This is a genomic window from Lactiplantibacillus paraxiangfangensis (assembly GCF_036246185.1).
In the GTDB taxonomy this organism is placed as follows: Bacteria; Bacillota; Bacilli; order Lactobacillales; family Lactobacillaceae; genus Lactiplantibacillus; species Lactiplantibacillus paraxiangfangensis.
Genome location: NZ_BTPW01000019.1, coordinates 30,233 through 47,639, shown reverse-complemented (window position 1 = coordinate 47,639; position 17,407 = coordinate 30,233). Strand labels below are relative to the sequence as shown.

At 46.7% G+C, this 17,407-nt stretch carries 14 protein-coding genes and 1 other annotated feature; of the genes, 6 read left to right on the top strand and 8 right to left on the bottom strand.

Features of this window, described 5'->3' with window-relative positions; genetic code table 11:
* Positions 1-210: 210 nt before the first annotated feature.
* From AAA939_RS11010 to AAA939_RS11000, 3 genes are all read left to right on the top strand, one after another.
* Positions 211-519: a DMT family transporter gene (locus AAA939_RS11010; RefSeq protein WP_057705345.1), complete on the top strand. Its 309-nt coding sequence runs from the start codon at positions 211-213 to the stop codon at positions 517-519.
* Positions 520-531: 12 nt separating this feature from the next.
* Complete coding sequence (locus tag AAA939_RS11005) at positions 532-909, top strand: DMT family transporter (RefSeq protein ID WP_338210587.1); 378 nt, start codon at positions 532-534, stop codon at positions 907-909.
* 144 nt (positions 910-1,053) lie between these two features.
* On the top strand, positions 1,054-2,145 hold the full coding sequence (locus AAA939_RS11000) for a S66 family peptidase (RefSeq protein ID WP_338210585.1): 1,092 nt from the start codon (positions 1,054-1,056) through the stop codon (positions 2,143-2,145).
* A gap of 647 nt (positions 2,146-2,792) precedes the next feature.
* Here the strand turns inward: AAA939_RS11000 and AAA939_RS10995 are convergent.
* The gene (locus AAA939_RS10995) at positions 2,793-3,908 is read right to left on the bottom strand and encodes a vitamin B12 independent methionine synthase (RefSeq protein WP_338210583.1); all 1,116 of its coding nucleotides are present in this window, start codon (positions 3,906-3,908) and stop codon (positions 2,793-2,795) included.
* Between the two features lie 72 nt (positions 3,909-3,980).
* Positions 3,981-4,226, bottom strand: a binding site (T-box leader).
* Positions 4,227-4,353: 127 nt separating this feature from the next.
* Here AAA939_RS10995 and AAA939_RS10990 point away from each other — a divergent pair.
* Complete coding sequence (locus AAA939_RS10990) at positions 4,354-5,406, top strand: AI-2E family transporter (RefSeq protein WP_338210581.1); 1,053 nt, start codon at positions 4,354-4,356, stop codon at positions 5,404-5,406.
* A gap of 95 nt (positions 5,407-5,501) precedes the next feature.
* On the opposite strand, the gene AAA939_RS10985 is transcribed toward AAA939_RS10990, so the two are convergent.
* The gene (locus AAA939_RS10985; RefSeq protein WP_338210579.1) at positions 5,502-6,956 is read right to left on the bottom strand and encodes a glycoside hydrolase family 1 protein; all 1,455 of its coding nucleotides are present in this window, start codon (positions 6,954-6,956) and stop codon (positions 5,502-5,504) included.
* Between the two features lie 110 nt (positions 6,957-7,066).
* The gene (locus tag AAA939_RS10980; RefSeq protein WP_338230880.1) at positions 7,067-7,885 is read right to left on the bottom strand and encodes an AraC family transcriptional regulator; all 819 of its coding nucleotides are present in this window, start codon (positions 7,883-7,885) and stop codon (positions 7,067-7,069) included.
* Positions 7,886-7,990: 105 nt separating this feature from the next.
* On the opposite strand from AAA939_RS10980, the gene AAA939_RS10975 reads away from it, so the two are divergent.
* The gene (locus AAA939_RS10975) at positions 7,991-9,265 is read left to right on the top strand and encodes a PTS sugar transporter subunit IIC (RefSeq protein ID WP_338210575.1); all 1,275 of its coding nucleotides are present in this window, start codon (positions 7,991-7,993) and stop codon (positions 9,263-9,265) included.
* Between the two features lie 112 nt (positions 9,266-9,377).
* Here AAA939_RS10975 and AAA939_RS10970 read toward each other — a convergent pair whose 3' ends face one another.
* From AAA939_RS10970 to AAA939_RS10960, 3 genes are all read right to left on the bottom strand, one after another.
* Positions 9,378-11,444: a KUP/HAK/KT family potassium transporter gene (locus AAA939_RS10970; RefSeq protein ID WP_338210573.1), complete on the bottom strand. Its 2,067-nt coding sequence runs from the start codon at positions 11,442-11,444 to the stop codon at positions 9,378-9,380.
* 253 nt (positions 11,445-11,697) lie between these two features.
* Complete coding sequence (locus AAA939_RS10965) at positions 11,698-13,155, bottom strand: branched-chain amino acid transporter BcaP (protein ID WP_338210571.1); 1,458 nt, start codon at positions 13,153-13,155, stop codon at positions 11,698-11,700.
* Positions 13,156-13,398: 243 nt separating this feature from the next.
* Positions 13,399-13,548, bottom strand: a complete 150-nt coding sequence (locus tag AAA939_RS10960; RefSeq protein ID WP_191982882.1) for a hypothetical protein — start codon at positions 13,546-13,548, stop codon at positions 13,399-13,401.
* Between the two features lie 134 nt (positions 13,549-13,682).
* Here AAA939_RS10960 and cls point away from each other — a divergent pair, with 134 nt between their 5' ends.
* A complete protein-coding gene (cls, locus tag AAA939_RS10955; RefSeq protein ID WP_338210569.1) occupies positions 13,683-15,128 on the top strand; it encodes a cardiolipin synthase in 1,446 nt (481 codons plus the stop codon).
* A gap of 340 nt (positions 15,129-15,468) precedes the next feature.
* Here cls and AAA939_RS10950 read toward each other — a convergent pair whose 3' ends face one another.
* On the bottom strand, positions 15,469-16,254 hold the full coding sequence (locus tag AAA939_RS10950) for a tyrosine-protein phosphatase (RefSeq protein WP_338210567.1): 786 nt from the start codon (positions 16,252-16,254) through the stop codon (positions 15,469-15,471).
* Positions 16,255-16,414: 160 nt separating this feature from the next.
* Positions 16,415-17,392 carry a GMP reductase gene (locus AAA939_RS10945; RefSeq protein WP_338210619.1) on the bottom strand — a complete coding sequence of 326 codons (978 nt, stop codon included), beginning with the start codon at positions 17,390-17,392 and terminating at the stop codon, positions 16,415-16,417.
* Between the last annotated feature and the right edge of the window lie 15 nt (positions 17,393-17,407).

Below are 17,407 nucleotides of genomic sequence, written 5' to 3'. Positions count from 1 at the left end.
GCTACAAAGCGATTTTTAAATAACCAATAAGCTATGTTTTGTGAAGACATCGAGTAATAACACTTGGTATCTTCACTTTTTTTAACCGATAAACTGGCCATTTGAGCTTGTAACAAAACTGTAATCAGCCAGGCGTCTCTTTTTGATTGTATTTTTGATAAAACTTCCGTAGAATGGTAGGACAACTGAAATTTTAGCGAGGTGATCAAAATGGCATACGGTTTATTATTTGGTGGCATTTTTATGGAAGTAGTCGGGAGCTTTTTCTTGAAGCGCGCGAATGGTTTTCGGAATTTGATACCCACGGTGATGGTGTTAGTCGGGTATTTTAGTTCGTTAGTCTTAGTAACTTTGGCGATGCAGCACTTACCACTCGGGGTGACGTATGCCATGTGGGCCGGTTTGGGGACTTTCGCAACCGTTGTTTTAGCGGTTGTCGTTTACCGCGAACGGCTCAACCTAGCACGGATTAGCGGATTAGTCGCAATCGTGCTGGGTGCAATCTTGTTAAACGTATAGGGGGAATTAAAAATGCGAGCATGGGTACAATTGATTTTTGCAATTGGCGTTGAAATTGCGGGCACGAGTTTGTTGAAGTTGTCCGCGGGGTTCAGTCACCCGTTTATCGGGATGGCGGGCATGTTGTTATACGGCTTAGCCATTTTTAGTTTCTCACGTGCGTTGAGTCAAATTCCGTTAAGCGTTGGTTATGCCATCTGGGCCGGCGTCGGGACGGCAATCACGGGACTAATCGGCATTGTTGTTTTCGGCGAATTGATGACCGCGATTAAGATTGTTGGCTTTTCAGCAATTATCGTTGGCGTTATTCTCCTGAATGCACCGGTTAAAGCCCCAACTGATGAGGCCACTGTGAGGCAATCTCGGTGGCGCACGCGGATTAACCGTTAGATTTTAAAACAATTAAATTTAAATCACAAACGCTTCTCAGAAATTTTTAGATTTCTGGGGAGTGTTTTTTCTTTGGTAAATTGCTGGTGACAAACGGGGCCAAATCAGATAAGCTGATTAAAAATAGTTGAAGAAGATGATCGAATGCAAAAACCAATGGCGCTTCGGCGCGGGGATCAAGTTGCCATCGTTAGTCTATCCAGTGGAATTTTAGGTGAACCTAGTAGTGCGCACCAACTTAAACGTGGTTTGATGCGGCTCAAACAGATGGGACTAGTTCCTAAAATGAGGCCAAATACTTTGCGGGGCTTAACCTACATTAAGGCCCATCCGGAAGCGCGGGCGGCGGATTTAAAGCGGGCTTTTTTGGACAAAGCAATCAAAGGGATTATTTGCGTTATTGGTGGCGATGATACGTACCGAATCGTCCCTGAGTTAATGACTGATCCTGAATTTGTGGCGGCCGTCCGCGCTCACCCGAAGTTGGTGACGGGGTTCTCTGATACGACCGTTGACCACTTAATGTTTTATCAATTAGGATTGCAGACCTTTTATGGGCCTAACTTCCTAAATGATTTGGCGGAGTTGGATACGGCGTTACTACCTTATACTGCGCAGACGTTGGCACACTATTTTGAGAATCCGGCTACGACGGCTATTAAAAGTAGTCCCGTCTGGTATGAAGAACGCACGGATTATAGTGCAGCGAGCTTAAATCAGCCACGGGTTAGCCATCCTGAACGCAGACACTATGAGGTATTGCGTGGCACGGGACAAATCAGTGGTCGACTGCTGGGCGGCTGCTTGGACAGCTTATATGAATTATTAACGGATTCCCGGTATCCAGATGAAGCTAGTGTTGCAAAGAAGTACGGTTTAATCCCGGCTCAAGCCGATTGGGTAGGAAAAATTCTTTTCATTGAGACGAGTAACGAGCGGCCGACACCGACAAAGTTCACTAAAATGTTGGTTAAATTGCGGTCGGTGGGGATTTTGGGATCAGTAGCCGCCATCGTTGTGGGCAAGCCACAAAACGAACAGTTTTATGAGGCGTATCGTGAAGCGCTACTCACCGAGACGGCTGGTGCGCAAACGCCCATTTTGATGAACGTTAATTTTGGCCACGCGTACCCCAGAACGGCCCTGCCTTACGGTGCATTGGCAACGCTAGATTTCGATGCCGGTACTTTTACGATCGACGAACCTTTCTTTGATGGTCCGGTGATGACGAATTAATGGCTGAAATCTGAAAATAAAGTAACTAAAGATTGAAAGTGCTAGAACCAGTTCAATCGTTGGCATGGCACGAACTAGCGCAAAAAAATTGTCAATCTTCGGCGCTTCGCCGGCAGAACCAGTGGGCCATGGGGTCGGCTACAGACAAAGAACGGTCTTCCGCCTCGCTTGAAAGCCTCAAAGAACGAGTCTTTCAAGTCGCCCCGCACTGTAACCTGGCAAAAAACGCCAGCAAACAGTGCCGACACGGCCCGCTGGTTCTGCCGGCTACGCTAAGATTGTTTTAAAACAAGCCGGTTAAGTTTGATAGTACCCTCAACATAGCTGGAGGTCGTCCGTGATGAATCTGGCGTGAATGTGGCGTTAACCGGTGATTTTCCGTTTTACACCACCGACATCTTGAGAGACGCGGTTTTTCGGCTCTCAAGTGAGGTTCATGACCGGTTTTTGGCTTGAACCGGTCGTCACGGCAGATGAAATCACGGACGACCGGAAGCGGGAAGCTTAACCAATTCTATTGGTGCTAACGTTGCTATATCAGTTAATTAGTAATTGTTTTTGCTTTTTAACTTTTAGTAAAGTAATTAAAAACAGGCTCGAATTACTGTGGTTGACAGTAGTTCGAGCCCGTTCTATAAGGACCTGACTTAAGCTTCTGGCCAGACGGTTTTAGCTGTATCGATGACGAGTTTTAATTTGGCCCATTGTTGCGCTTCACTCAGCTGATTGCCTTCTTCAGTTGATGCAAAGCCACACTGAGTGGATAACGCTAAGTTTGCTAGGGGAACCTTCTTGCTGGCCGCTTGGATGCGCGCCTGAATATCTGCAGGATTTTCCAGTTCGGGGAACTTAGACGTCACAAGGCCCAAAACGATTCGTTTGTGATCGTCGTGGTTCCAGATTTGGTCTAAAATTTCGAAACCACCAGCCCGTTGGTTATCATATTCGAGGAACAGGCCGTCATAGTTCAACTGGCCAAGGTACGGTGCAACGACGTCGTAACTTCCAGAGAAAAGGTAGGTAGATTTGAAGTTACCACGACAAATATGGGTGGTGACCGTCAAATCTTTTGGTAAACCGGCTAACGCTGCGTTAATAACGGTGACGGCATCGGCGGCCATCTTGGTGTATTGGGTGTGATCGGTTTGGTCATCGTTTAACTTGCTGATTAGAAATGCCCAAGTCGTGTCGTCCAACTGAATATAGTGACAGCCGAGGTCGTAAAAGTGTTGGATAGTTTCGTGATAAGCTTGCGCTAAGTCGGTCAAATAGTCTTCCCAGCGGTCGTAAAATTTGTTCCAGTTATCGCTACGGTTATCGCGGAAGAGCATCGTTGGTGATGGAATCGTCTGCTTGGCTAGGACGCCATCGGGAACGAGTGACTGTAAGTATTTGAAAGCGGCGAAGAACGGGTGATCTGGATTGTAGGCGATTTTACCAGTGAGTTCAGCATTGTCCGTTCTGGTATGGTCGCCTTTAAATTTATAACTCTTATGATAGTCATATTTACCAACGCCGGTTAACCCCCAGAGAAAGTCTAAGTGCCACCAGCTTCGGGAAAATTCGCCATCAGTGACGGCTTTTAAGCCTAACTTAACTTGTTCAGCGACGATCCGTTTGATTTCAGTTTGTTGAATGGCTAATTCTTGATCACGGGTGATTTCACCCGCGGCTAATTGTGCGTGGGCTTGTTTCAAACTTGCTGGTCGTAAGAGACTACCAACGACGTCGTAACGAAAGGGTGCTTGGATTGTAGTTGTCATAAATATCAAACTCCTTATTTTTAAATAGATTGAGAACGAAAAAAAGCGTCGTCCTAAATGATGTGATTCATCATTCAGGACGACGCTTGGCCGTGGTACCACCTGGTTTTAAGTAGCGCTAACTACTTACTCAAAGCGACTGTCAGAGTTCCAATCGCCAACTAGGTTAACGGGTAGTTAAACCGGCTTTGACTAACCATCGGCTCATCAAAGCGAACTGTTACCGAGACCATCTTCATTGGTTGCTCCGGTATCGTTCCACCAACCCGATACTCGCTGTACGGTTACACCAATTACTCATCTTTTAATCGTTCTCTAATTATTGATATTTATCTTACTGGTATTTTAATTGAAAGTCAAATTAAAGTTAAGGAAACGGGTAATCGTACCCGGTAAACTTATCATCATGCTATAATGCAACTAATATAACAGATGGGGGCTCACGATGGATCGAATTATTCGTTTTTTTAAGCGGGACGACGTCGATATGTATTTAACATTGGCGTTTCTTATTATCGTTATTTACTTAATGCGGGGCTTTGCGACCGTCATTTTACTGACAACGATCTTTGCATTCTTAGGGATTAAAGTTAGCCGGTGGTTGAATTTAAAAACGCACTTACCTTATTGGATTGCGGTCATTGTCACGTATTTACTAGTTATCGGAATTTTTGTTGGGGCGTTATCCTACGCGGCACCGACGCTAATCACGCAACTAAAAGTGATTCCGAATATGCTAACTAAGGCCATCACGAATCATCCGGTGTGGAATGCCAACATTGATAAATGGGTGAACCAAGCCATTCACAGTAGTGAACTGATTCAAAATGGTAAGTCACTGCTCATGACTGGGATTAAGGAGTTAGGGCACGTTGGGACTGGCTTTACCCACGTGATTATTGCGATCTTTTTGAGCTTCATCTTTTCCGTTTCGCGTGGTCGAATGATGGCGTTTGGCCGTCAATTTACGCATTCAAAGTTTAAAACCTTTTTTGGGAACGTCTACTACCTTGTCCATAAATTCGTTATGATTTTGGGCCGGATTATTGAAACGCAGTTAGTCATCTGCACGATTAACACAATTTTAATGACGATTGGGTTCATCATTATTGGGATGCCAAGTATCATGGTGCTGGCCATTATCGTCTTTATCTTAGGCCTGATTCCGGTTGCCGGGGTCTTGCTCTCGATGATTCCGTTGACCTTACTGGCATTTGCTTCTGGTGGGATCATGCGGGTCGTCTGGGTGGTTATCTTGGTCATCCTGATCCACGCGTTTGAATCATACTTCTTACACCCACGTTTGATGGCGGACCGGACGGATTTACCCGTCTTTGTCACCTTCATTACGTTAATCATCATGGAAAGTTTGCTGGGCGCATGGGGATTAATGATTGGGATTCCAATCGTGTCCTTCTTCCTCGACGTTTTAGGTGTCCAGGATTCGGAGCCGCACCGGGTGACGTCCGCGAATAAAACGAATAGTAAAGTGGAATAAACTGCCTTTGGGTATAAGTTTCGACTAGAATATTAAAAAAGTCGTTCAGGATTAGTTCTGAACGACCTTTTTGGTATTATTGAAATTATTTGTGATTAGTCTTGTAGCGTTTCACCGGCACTAGTAATCACCTTTTGGTACCAGTAATAACTGTCTTTAGGGTAACGTGCGAGTGACTTAGCATCCGTATCGTTACGGTCAACGTAGACGAAGCCGTAGCGTTTATCGTAGCCGTTTAACCAACTCAATAAGTCGGTAAATGACCAAGCACAGTAGCCGATAACGGGCACGCCGTCGTCCAATGCACCTTTAAGGGCCAGTAAATGTTGTTGCAAGTATTTGATACGGTAATCATCGTGGACTTGATGCTTTTCCGTCAGTTGGTCAAACGCGCCCAGACCATTTTCAGTTACGAAGATGGGGAGTTGGTACTTCTCGTAAATTTGACGAAAGGCCACTTGAAATCCGACTGGATCAATTTCCCAGCCAAAGGACGTCTTTTCCAAGTGCGGATTTTCAACTGAATGGAAGAGGAGCTTTTCAGGCGTAATTCCAGTTTCCGCGTCGCCAGCCATCAAGTAAGGGTCGATGTTGGTCAACTGCTTCGTGTGTGCGGGGGTCGCCATGGTTGGTGCCTCGACCGTCCCGCCGTGGTAGTAGTTAAGCCCGATGAAGTCGGGGTGCGCTGATTTCAATAGTTTGTCGTCAGCGGCCGTGACTTCGGGGGCAATACCGAGTGTTTGTAAGGTCTTCATAATTTTAACCGGATAAGTCCCCCGGCAGTAAACGTCCATCCACCAGTCGTTATTGAATTGGTTGGCGTTTACAGCTGCCAAGACATCGTTAGGGTCACTCGTTGCGGGGTAAACTTCCCCGTAGCCAAAGCTAGGCCCAATCAAGCCATTGGGAACCAGCTCGTGAAAGAGGTTGATGGCAGTGGCGTTAGCGAGGTTAACGACGTGATTGGCTGCGTACATCCGTTTAATGTCTTTGATATTAGGCGGATGGGAAGCCCATCGATAGCCCAGTGCGGTAAAGACGTTTTGTTCGTTGAAGGTGACCCAGTACTTAACATCGGCACCCAACCGTTCAAAAACGACCCGGCAGTACTTGGCGAAGGCCGTAACGACCTGACGCGATTCCCAACCACCGTATTTATCTTGTAAGGCTTGGGGCAGATCCCAGTGGTAGAGGGTGACAACGGGCTCGACACCGTGTGCCTTGAGGTCGGCGACCAGGTCGACGTAAAATTGAAGGCCGGCTTGATTGATCACACCATCACCATCTGGGATGATCCGACTCCAAGCGATACTAAAGCGATAGGCCTTTAAACCCATTTTTTGCATTAATTCAACGTCTTCGTGATAACGGTGATAATGATCAACGGCGATGTCGCCATTGGTGCCGTTTTTGGTTTTTCCTGGGATTTTAGCAAAGGTATCCCAGATTGAAGGGCCCTTACCGTCCGCGGTCGGGGCGCCTTCGATCTGGTAAGCCGCGGATGCGGCCCCCCAGAGAAAATCTTTAGGAAACTTAGTAGAAGATTCCATGGTAAAAATGCCTCCTTGAATGACTTGTTAACCCTAACTTAGCATAGCCATTCGACAAAGTAATTACCGAGATATACGTAAAAATATAACAAAATGAAACTAGCCTGATTTTAGAAATAGAAGTGCCGGAACTTTCCGGGAGTCACCCGTTCAGCACGTTTGAACATCATGATGAAGTAACTGTAAGTGTTAAAGCCGACCATTCTACCAATTTCCTCAACTGAAAGGGTGGGTCTGTTCAATAGTAACTCTTTAGCTTTTCGAATTCGAAGATCAATTAAAATTTGGTGGGGCGTATTGCCGTAATAGGTTCGAAAAGTTTCTAAGATATACTGGGTGCTGTAGTGGGTTACCCGTTGGAAATCCGTATTATCAAGGTTCTCGGTATAATGTTCTTGGATCAGTTCCAGGATCGGGGCGATAATCTTTTGGTAGCTTTGCTGATTGCGCGGATTATCCAACATATATTTTTTGAGCATCAGTAGGAAGCTGTAGACGAGTTCGGAAGAGCCGTAGATTCGAAACGGATCGTGGTTCTCGATTTCATCGTAGTGATTTTTGATAAAGTCTTTGATTTTCTCATCGGGTTGGGCCAAGTATAAGTAGTCATGAAAGCCCAGCGTCGTTGTAATCTCACTAACCAGGGCGCCACCAAACGTGAAGTAGCCGGTCCGCCATTCGGTGGTTTCATCAGAATTTTCACTATGGTAACGGTGCGCGATTCCTTGATTGATGAGGATGCCCTGACCCGGAGCTAACTTGAGAGTTTGATTTTCAATTTCTACAATCCCATTACTGCTGTAAGTCTGGAGCCAATGAACATATGGATAGCCTTGGGGACGGTTAACCGCCTCTTGACGCCAATCGTAGCCGATACTATCTAAGTAAAGAGGCAACGAACGGTCCTTATCTTTAAAACTATAGCGCATAGTTTCACCTTCAACTTGTGTTATTTAGTGAGCAATTTCTTTAATTACAATACCACAGGCCTATGGTATTGTGAATGTGTTGAAAGAAATTAGGAGTTGATGGAAATGAAAACGCTAACTAATTGGTTCCAGAATAAATTTACGCCAGCTTTGGCCAAATTCGGGAACATGAAATACCTCGTTGCTTTGCGGGACGGGATGATTATTACGGTGCCGTTCACGGTGTTTGGGAGTATCTTTATGATTATTGCCAACCTACCGATCAACGGCTGGGCTAACTTTATTAAGCCGATTCAGCCGATGCTTCAAGCGCCTGTTACCATGACGTTTGGAATCTTGGCTTTGATCGTTGCCGTTGGGATGAGTTACCAAACCTCTAAAGCGAACCATATTGATACGCTATCCGGGACGGCGATTGGGACGGTTGCCTTCTTACTAGCGATGTTGAATAGTAAGGGGACCATTGATCTCGCCGACCTCGGTTCTAGTGGGATGTTTACAGCCATTGTTATTGCAATTCTATCTTCTGAAATTATGCGCTTCTTCATTAAGCGTAACATTGTTATTAAGATGCCCGATGCCGTTCCACCGGCCGTTGCTAGTTCGTTTGCATCGTTGCTACCTGGTAGTGCTGCTTTACTAGTTGTTTGGATTATTCGGGTCGTCTTAAACATTCAAATTAACAGTGTTATCCAGACAATCTTCTCACCATTAGTTGTTGGTTTGAACAGCTTCTGGGGTGTTGAATTTATCCTCTTCTTAACGTTACTCATGTGGACCGTTGGGATTCACGGCAACAACGTTATTGGGGCGGTTGCTTCACCCGTTTACTTACAATTCTTAACGGCAAACATTAACGCGGTCTCAAACGGCCACGCTGCCACCCACATTACCGCCGATGGTTTCTTGAACTTCGGGATGAACATTGGTGGTACCGGTGCGATTTTAGGATTAGTCATTTGTATGTTATTTGCTAAAAGTCAGCGTTACAAGCAATTGGGTCGCTTGGGCTTCTTGCCAGCCATTTTTCAAATCAGTGAACCCATCATGTTTGGTTTCCCAGTGGTCTTGAACCCTGCGTTGATGATTCCATTTATTACCGTACCAATGGTCTTACAAGGAATCAGTTACTTCTTGATCAAATACGGTGTTATCGGCATGGTGATCGCACAAGTGCCATGGACAACGCCAACCATGATCAACGGTTACCTCATTACAGGGGGCGACTGGCGCGCACCAGTTTGGCAATTGATTCAATTAATCGTGAGTGTTGCTTGTTACTGGCCATTCTTTAAGCTCAGTGACCGCAAAGCTTACGCTGAAGAACAACAGTCAGCTGCAGATGCCGAAGCCATCGATGGTGTAAAGAATCCAGCTTAGTCAATAACTGATAAATTACAGTGCTTATCATAATCAAAAGTGGTATTACGGGAATAATTCCCGTAATACCACTTTTTTAATGTGTAAACGTCGGCAAAGACAGTTCTCTCAATCATTGGTCGTTATCGGAGGGTTCGGCGTGATAAGGTTTGCCTTTTTGGGGATGCATCGTGTGCCGAACGGTCAGACTAGTTAACGTTGGGTCCGTTGCCGGGGTTGTAAATAGCGGCGTCGTTTCTTCCAAGACGTCGCTGAATTCCAAACCGTACCAGATAGCCGGTGACGGCGTGATGTTTTGTAGGAGAACGCGCCCGCCGATTAAAAAGCGGTCCAGTTGTGGCATCGCCGGGTAACTTGCGAGATCCATCATCTGCTGATTTTGCACGACAAATTTGAAATCACCAACTAACCGGGGATGAATTGTTCCGTAAGCGGAGCGCTGGGCGTCAATGCTGTGATTATTAATTAAAGTCGTTACGATTTGGCGGAGGTAGAGGTTCACGTGTTGGGATTTACGAAACCCTAAGTTTAAGCGGACTTCAACAATGTTGCGGGTTCCTAACATGTCCACGCTGTAGTTACAGTCGTAGGGGCGGTTAGTTTCGTTAATTGTGATGAACCAGTAAACTTTAGCCCGCTTGGGACGCTTATCTAAAATGGAGTATAAAATGGACCGCTTGACCCGGTGCTGACGGTCGATTTTTGCTAAATAGACCAGGTTCGTGGCAAAGATTGGGATGCGGTCGTCGTGACTAAGTTGAATCAGTTGTTGGCGGTAGTTTAGAAGGGAAATTTGCTCATTAGCCTGGTTGTACTGAAGCCGTCTGCGGTTACCAAAGAACCAAATCACCATGATTAAGAAGATGGCTAGTGTCAGTCCGAGCGTCAAATAACCACCGTGAATGAATTTTGTTAAACTGGCCGTCAGAAAGACCGTCTCAAGTAGCCCAAAGCCCACTAGGAGGGTTAGCGACAAGTTACGGTGACCCCGCATGTGAATCCACTGGCTGAGCAGGATTGTTGTCATTAACATCGTAATGGTAATGGCTAATCCGTAGGCGGCTTCCATCCGCGCTGAAGTTTGAAAAATCCAAACGATGCCCAGCGTAACGGCACATAGGAGCCAGTTAATGGCGCCGATGTAGATTTGACTACGCACGTTGCTGGGATGCCGAATGAGCATGCGGGGCAAAAATTTGAGCCCGACCGCTTCATCCACGAGGGTGTATGAGCCGGTAATTAGGGCTTGCGAAGCAATAATGGCAGCTAGCGTTGCGACTACGATCATGGCAATCCGGAGGTTTACTGGAATCATTTCGTAAAATGGATTGAGGTTGGTGGCACTTTGCCACGCCGCACGGTTGTAGTGGCCGATAATCCAGGCGCCTTGACCTAAATAGTTTAAGGTCAGCGTCAGGTAAACAAAGGGCCAGGTCGCATCAATGTTGGCTTTGCCAACGTGGCCCATGTCGGAGTACAGGGCCTCCGCACCGGTCGTTGCAAGGAAGACGCTCCCGAGAATGAAAATACCCATTTTATTAGTCGGGCTAAACAGAACTTGCAAGGCGTATAGGGGTGAGAAGGCCTTAAGGATTTCAGGTGCTTGCCCGATGTTGAGTGCGCCGAAAACGCCGATTATGGTAAACCAGAGAAACATGATGGGGCCAAAGGAACGCCCGATGACGGCCGTGCCAAAGCCTTGAATCATGAATAGGATCAGTAAAATCACACTAACGGTTATTGGGACGAGTCGCGGGTGCTGACTGAATACGGCGAAACTGGCGATACCCCGCAACCCTTCAACGGCAGAAGTAACCGTCACGGCAGGGGTCAGCGTGCCGTCAGCCAACAGCGCAGCCCCACCGATTAACGCAATGAAAATCAACCATTTGGCCCGGTGACGAACGAGGGCGTATAACGCAAAAATACCGCCTTCGTGGTGGTTATCCGCACGTAAGGCGATTAAAACGTACTTGATTGTCGTAATTAACATTAAGGCCCAAAAAATAAGGGAGACGCAACCAATCACGTATTCGGGCGTGGCTTTCCCCAACGGGCCGTTATCGTTAATAATGGCGTTCATAACGTATAGTGGCGATGTTCCGATGTCGCCGTAAACGACACCGAGGGTAATCAACATGCCAAAGATTGACCGCTGTTGAACTTTTTGACTCTTCATCAGTTTACGACCTCCGCTGTTTCCCAATCAATAAGTGCCTCATACTATACTAGTCTTTAGTCGGGATTGAACAGTTAGCCACTTATAAACGGCAGTTTTTAACCAACTTTATGATGGGATTTGTAAGCTGAATGAAGTTTCAAAAAACATCAATTTTAGGATTTAAACCAATAAATGGCGGGGGGCCAAATCAGTGTGATAGCTGGTTTGGTCCCCCGTCGAAAGGTTGAATATTTAAGTGGATTACAAGGCGTTACTTAACGCCCTTAGTCTCGTTCTTAGTAAGTACCGTAGTCTTCTTGGCCATGATACCGTTAAGCTTAGAATGCTTGATTGAGTAGCCAAAGTAAACGCACATGCCGATTGCTAACCAGATAACGAAGCGTAACCACGTAACGGGCTTCAAGTTGATCAGCAGGAAGACGCAGCTGATGATTGACATGATGGGTACGAATGGGACCCATGGGGTGCGGAATGGCCGCCGTAAGTTAGGTTGAGTCTTACGAAGGTGTAGAACGGAAAATGAAACCAAAACGAAGGCGGTCAGCGTCCCGATGTTAACTAATTCGGCTAAGGCTGCGAGGGGAATAAAGCCACCCATGATAGCGGCGATAAAACCGAATAAGACGGTTGATTTAACGGGTGCGTCCGATTTCTTGCTGATGTCGCTGAATAAGTGAGGGAGCAAGCCGTCTCTAGACATTGAGAAGGAAATCCGAGTTTGACCATATAAGCAGACCAACATAACGGTGGTCATTCCGAGAATGGCACCAATGTCGACGATCCCGGCAATCCAGTTTTGGCCGGAGTAGATCAAGACGGCGGAAATGGGATGGTCGATGTACTTAGCAAACATCCGGAAAGGCACAACGCCAGTCATGATAGCGGAAACGGCAACGTAGAGAATGGTGCAAATGCCGAGTGACGTTAACATGGCGCGTGGCAAGGTCTTGGAAGGTTCCAACGTTTCTTCAACACTTGATGAGATGGCATCGAAACCAATGAAAGCAAAGAAGACACTGGAAGCGGCGGTAAAGACGCCTTTCATTCCGAAGGGAAGTAGTGGTGACCAGTTGGCGGGTTTGATGAAACGAGCAGCGGTGAAGATAAAGAGGACAACGATGGCAAGTTTGATGACCACCATGATGTTGTTGACCCGTTTCGTTTCTTTAACGCCCACGGATAATAGTGCGGTGATCAATAGAATGATGGTAAATGCTGGTAAGTTGAAATAGCTGGTGACACCTGGTGTGGAGCCCATTGCGGCGCTCAACGCTGCGGGGAGCTTTAAACCAAATCCGGCAATAAATGATTGAAAATACCCGGACCAGCCAGCGGAAACGGTTGAGACGGCGAAAAGGTATTCGAGCATCAGGTCCCAGCCAATAATGAAGGCGATGATTTCGCCCAACGTCGTGTATGAGTATGTGTAAGCTGACCCGCTTTCGGGAACCATTGCGGCGAATTCAGCGTAACATAACGAGGCAAAGAGGCAGGCAATCGCAGCGATAACGAATGAAATCATTAACCCGGGTCCGGCGGTCAGTGCCCCGGTCCCCGTTAAAACGAAGATCCCGGTTCCGATAATGGCACCAATTCCGAGCATGGTGAGGTCAAAAGTTTTCATTTCCTTGTGAAGGGGACTGTGATAGTTGGCGAGCATCTCATTAATATCTTTTTTACGAAGTAATCGGTTGTGTGATAAGTCCATAAACATCGCCCCAATTCGTTTTAGTGGTGCCTATTTTAGGCGGGTTCCGATAATATGTAATGGCTAATTGGTCTAAAGTCAAAATTTCTTTTAGGTGATTTCACTAAAGCGCCATTTAGCTCCGGAACAGCCGGGTCGGTAAAAGCGCGTGAAATTAAGCTTTGTAAACGGTGTCAAGTTCGTCATGCTAAATATAAAAAAATAGATTCCGACGGTTGTCGGAACCTATTAATAGAATGTTTTTTAACGATGCTTACGAAAATAATTGTAGGCAACTGCTAGTAGAATAATGATTAATAACAGGCCAACTGCGGCCCGGGGACCAGCCACTCGTTCCGTCATGTGAAACATCCGGATGGGGCCAAGTCCGTGAACGCCAAAGATTGCTAACATTGCTAGTCCTCCCTAATAAACAAGATTATTACTGTTTTTATATGGAAATGCAAAAATTACATTCGCAAAAGATTATTATTGCTATGGGTTCTGCGGTAAAATGAATTTATTATTAGAATAGGTGGGTGCCTTCATTGCAATATATTTTGCCAATTTTTAACGTCATCGTGATTATTAACGCGGTGGCAGCAGTTATCACGGTCTTTCGCGACCGGCGTGATATTGCGGCGACGTGGGCTTGGCTGTTAGTGTTGATCATGATTCCGGTCGCCGGCTTCGTTGCGTACGCGTTTATTGGCCGGAAGCTACCAAAGAACCGAATCTTCCGGTTGAAAAAAGAAACCCAGATTCGATTAGACCAGATGATCCAACGCCAGCGCGAGGAACTAGGGGCCGAATTAATGCCGGCCGATGCGGTGACGAGCTCGGTTCGCGGGATGGTCAGCCTGTTTCTGAATTCTGACGGGGCACTGTTAAGTCGTAAGAACCGGGTTAAAATCTTTACGGATGGTCACGAAAAGTTTCACGCTATGTTTCAAGATATTGAAGCGGCGCAAAAACATATTCATATTGAATATTATACGTTTTACAATGATAAAATTGGAAACGAATTATTACATTTACTTGAGCGTAAGGCGGCTCAGGGTGTGGACGTACGGGTACTCTATGATCCATGGGGTTCAATGGGGACGTTCCGGAGCTTTTTCAAGCATTTAGAAGAACTCGGCGGCCACGCACGGCCATTCTTGGGTGCGCATTCCGCAGTACTCGACTTCCGATTAAACTTCCGTGATCACCGTAAGATTGTGGTGACAGATGGTCGGGTCGGCTACGTCGGCGGGTTTAACGTTGGCGATCAGTACCTTGGTCGTGACAAGAAGTTCGGTTATTGGCGCGATACGCATTTGCGGATTGTCGGTTCCGGCGTATTCGAACTGCAGGAACGGTTTATTCGTGATTGGAACGCAACGGATGCGGAACACCGAATTGTCCCAACTTCTGAGATGTTTCCTGTAATCAAAGTGAAAGGGAACACGTCACTCCAAATCGTTTCGAGTGGTCCCGATAATGACGGCCAACAGATTAAAATGGGGTACATTAAGATGATCATGACCGCGCAACACCGGTTATGGATTCAATCCCCGTATTTAATTCCAGATGATTCCGTATTGGATGCTATTCGAATTGCAGCAATGTCCGGTGTCGATGTCCGGATCATGGTTCCGGACAAGCCGGACCACGCGTTTGTTTACCGGGCAACGCAATATTATGCGCGGGAACTCGCCGAAGCCGGCGTGAAGATTTACTATTACAATAATGGTTTCATTCACGCCAAGACCATCGTCATTGACGGTCAGGTCGCCTCGGTCGGTTCAGCTAATATGGATTTCCGGAGCTTCAAGTTGAACTTTGAAGTGAACGCCTTCTTGTACGATACGGATCTTGCCAAAGAATTAGAGGGCATCTTCTTACGTGATCAAGCGCTCAGTAGTCTAGTGACGGTTCAAGATTTCAAAGATCAGCCATTCTGGTTGAAGTTTAAGCAGACCTTTTCACGGTTGTTATCGCCGATTCTTTAGGTGCGTTAGTCAAATGGTCAAACTTTTAACCGGCCGCTTCCGGCTGCCAGCGCCGTCATCTGCCGTGGGACCAGCCTGAGCCAAAGTGCGGTCTCAGGCTTCACTTTGATGCTTCGAAAATACCGCAAATCATTAAAGCTGTCCGCGCCGTAAACCGGGAAATTCACCCGGTCAACAGCGCCTTCACGGCTGATAACGTCACTGGCAGCCTGCAGCTAGACAGCAGTTCTAAATTAAGATAGTCAAAGTTTAAGCGCCCTACTATCAGTAACAGTCCGTTACTGATAGTAGGGCGCTTTTTTGATGAATTGTTAGAGGTTTCAGACCACGTTTGGACTGGCTATGCTTCCAAATAAAGTGTCTTTAAGTCGTTGATATCAGCAATTGATAGGCCGAGGACGTTGTGCAAGTAGCCCATGCCACCGCCGTAGAGGTCGTCGAATACCTGAAAAACCATTTTTAAGTTGTCCGCTTCAACGGACATCGCCACGTTGAACTGACTTGCAAGGTCACCCGCGTTAGCCTTGGTAATGATCGTATCGGTATCCATACTGTCAGCGGCCATGAAGACGGCGTTAGTGAGCAGGTAGTCTTGCATGATGGTTTCACGTGGCACGTCCAGCGCCGTCATGATGAGGGCGCCCGCTACGCCAGTTCGGTCCTTGCCAGCTGCGCAGTGGAACAGGACGGATTGGTCCGGTTCGGTGTTGGCTAGTAAAGTGGCGAACAGTCGCTGCCAGACTTTCACGGGATGGCTATCGGTGACCATCTGAGCATAAGTTTGCGCGTTAAAGGAATCGTCGACCACGAGCCGCTTTATTAAGCGTTTGACGCGCCGGTCGAACCGCCGATTGTCGGCGAACGGGTAGACGGAGGTATTGAGGTACTTAGTGTGTTTAGGATAACGGTCCGGCGACATTTGCGCTTCGGCTTCTTGACGCAAATCGATATCGTAGCGAAGACCGTATTGGTCCAAATAAGCTAAATCTGATTTGGTTAAGAGGGACATGCCGCCGCAGCGGAGCAACTTCTGCCACTTGAGGGTCTTGCCGGCTGCATTCTCGTAACCACCCAGCTCACGGAAATTAATGCCGTGTTCCAGGCGTAAAACTCGATTATGTTCCATAAGTGCTTACCTCGATTAGTGATATAGCCTAATTATAACCGCTTTCATTGCGATTGTCAGGGAAAACAGGAGGCTTGGTCTAATTTACGAAACACAATGATAGAAAAAATACCGGATCAGAAATATTGGCTATTTCTGATCCGGTATTTTAATTTTTAAATTAAAGTGAGTCGCCGTTATAAATTGAGTTTCTAACGATGACGTAATCACACTTCGTAATCGCCTTGAGATCCCGACCACCGGCGTATGAAATGGCGGACTGTAAGTCTTCTTGCATTTCATTTAACGTGTCTGCCAAGTGTCCACGGTAAGGAACTAACATTTGTTTACCTTCAACGTTTTTGTGTTCCCCTTTTTGGGTCTCACTCGCTGAACCGTAATACTGTTTGTAAGTCTTACCGTCAATCTTAATGACGTTACCGGGTGATTCTTGATGACCGGCTAACATTGAGCCAATCATCACCATGGTCGCACCAAACCGAATGGACTTCGCAATGTCGCCGTTAGTCCGGACACCGCCATCCGCGATGATGGGTTTTCTGGCCGCCTTGGCGCACCAACGTACGGCGGCTAACTGCCAGCCCCCGGTACCAAAACCGGTTTTGATCTTCGTGATGCAGGCCTTACCAGGACCGACACCGACCTTAGTCGCATCGGCACCGGCATTTTCTAAGTCACGCACGGCGGCCGGCGTCGCAACGTTACCAGCAATAACGAAACTAGCGGGTAACACTTTTTTAATGTGCTTGATCATTTCAATCACACTGTCGGCGTGACCGTGAGCGATGTCAATCGTGATGTATTCAGGAACGGCATCGTGCATAGCCAGTTCATCGATAAAATCATATTCGGACGGTTTGACCCCGACGGAAATCGAAGCAAATAAGTTGTCCGCGTGCATGCTTTCCACAAAGGCCCGGCGAGTTTCAGGGGCGAAGCGGTGCATGGTGTAGAAGTAATCGTGACTAGCCAGCCATTTCGCGAGGTCTTCGTTAATAACGGTCGCCATGTTAGCGGGAACCACCGGAATTTTAAAGTTCCGGTCGCCCAATTTGACCGTTGTATCGGCTTCCGAACGACTATTAATCACACACTTATTCGGAATTAATTGAATATCATCGTAATCAAAAATTTCCATTGCCATAAGACGAGC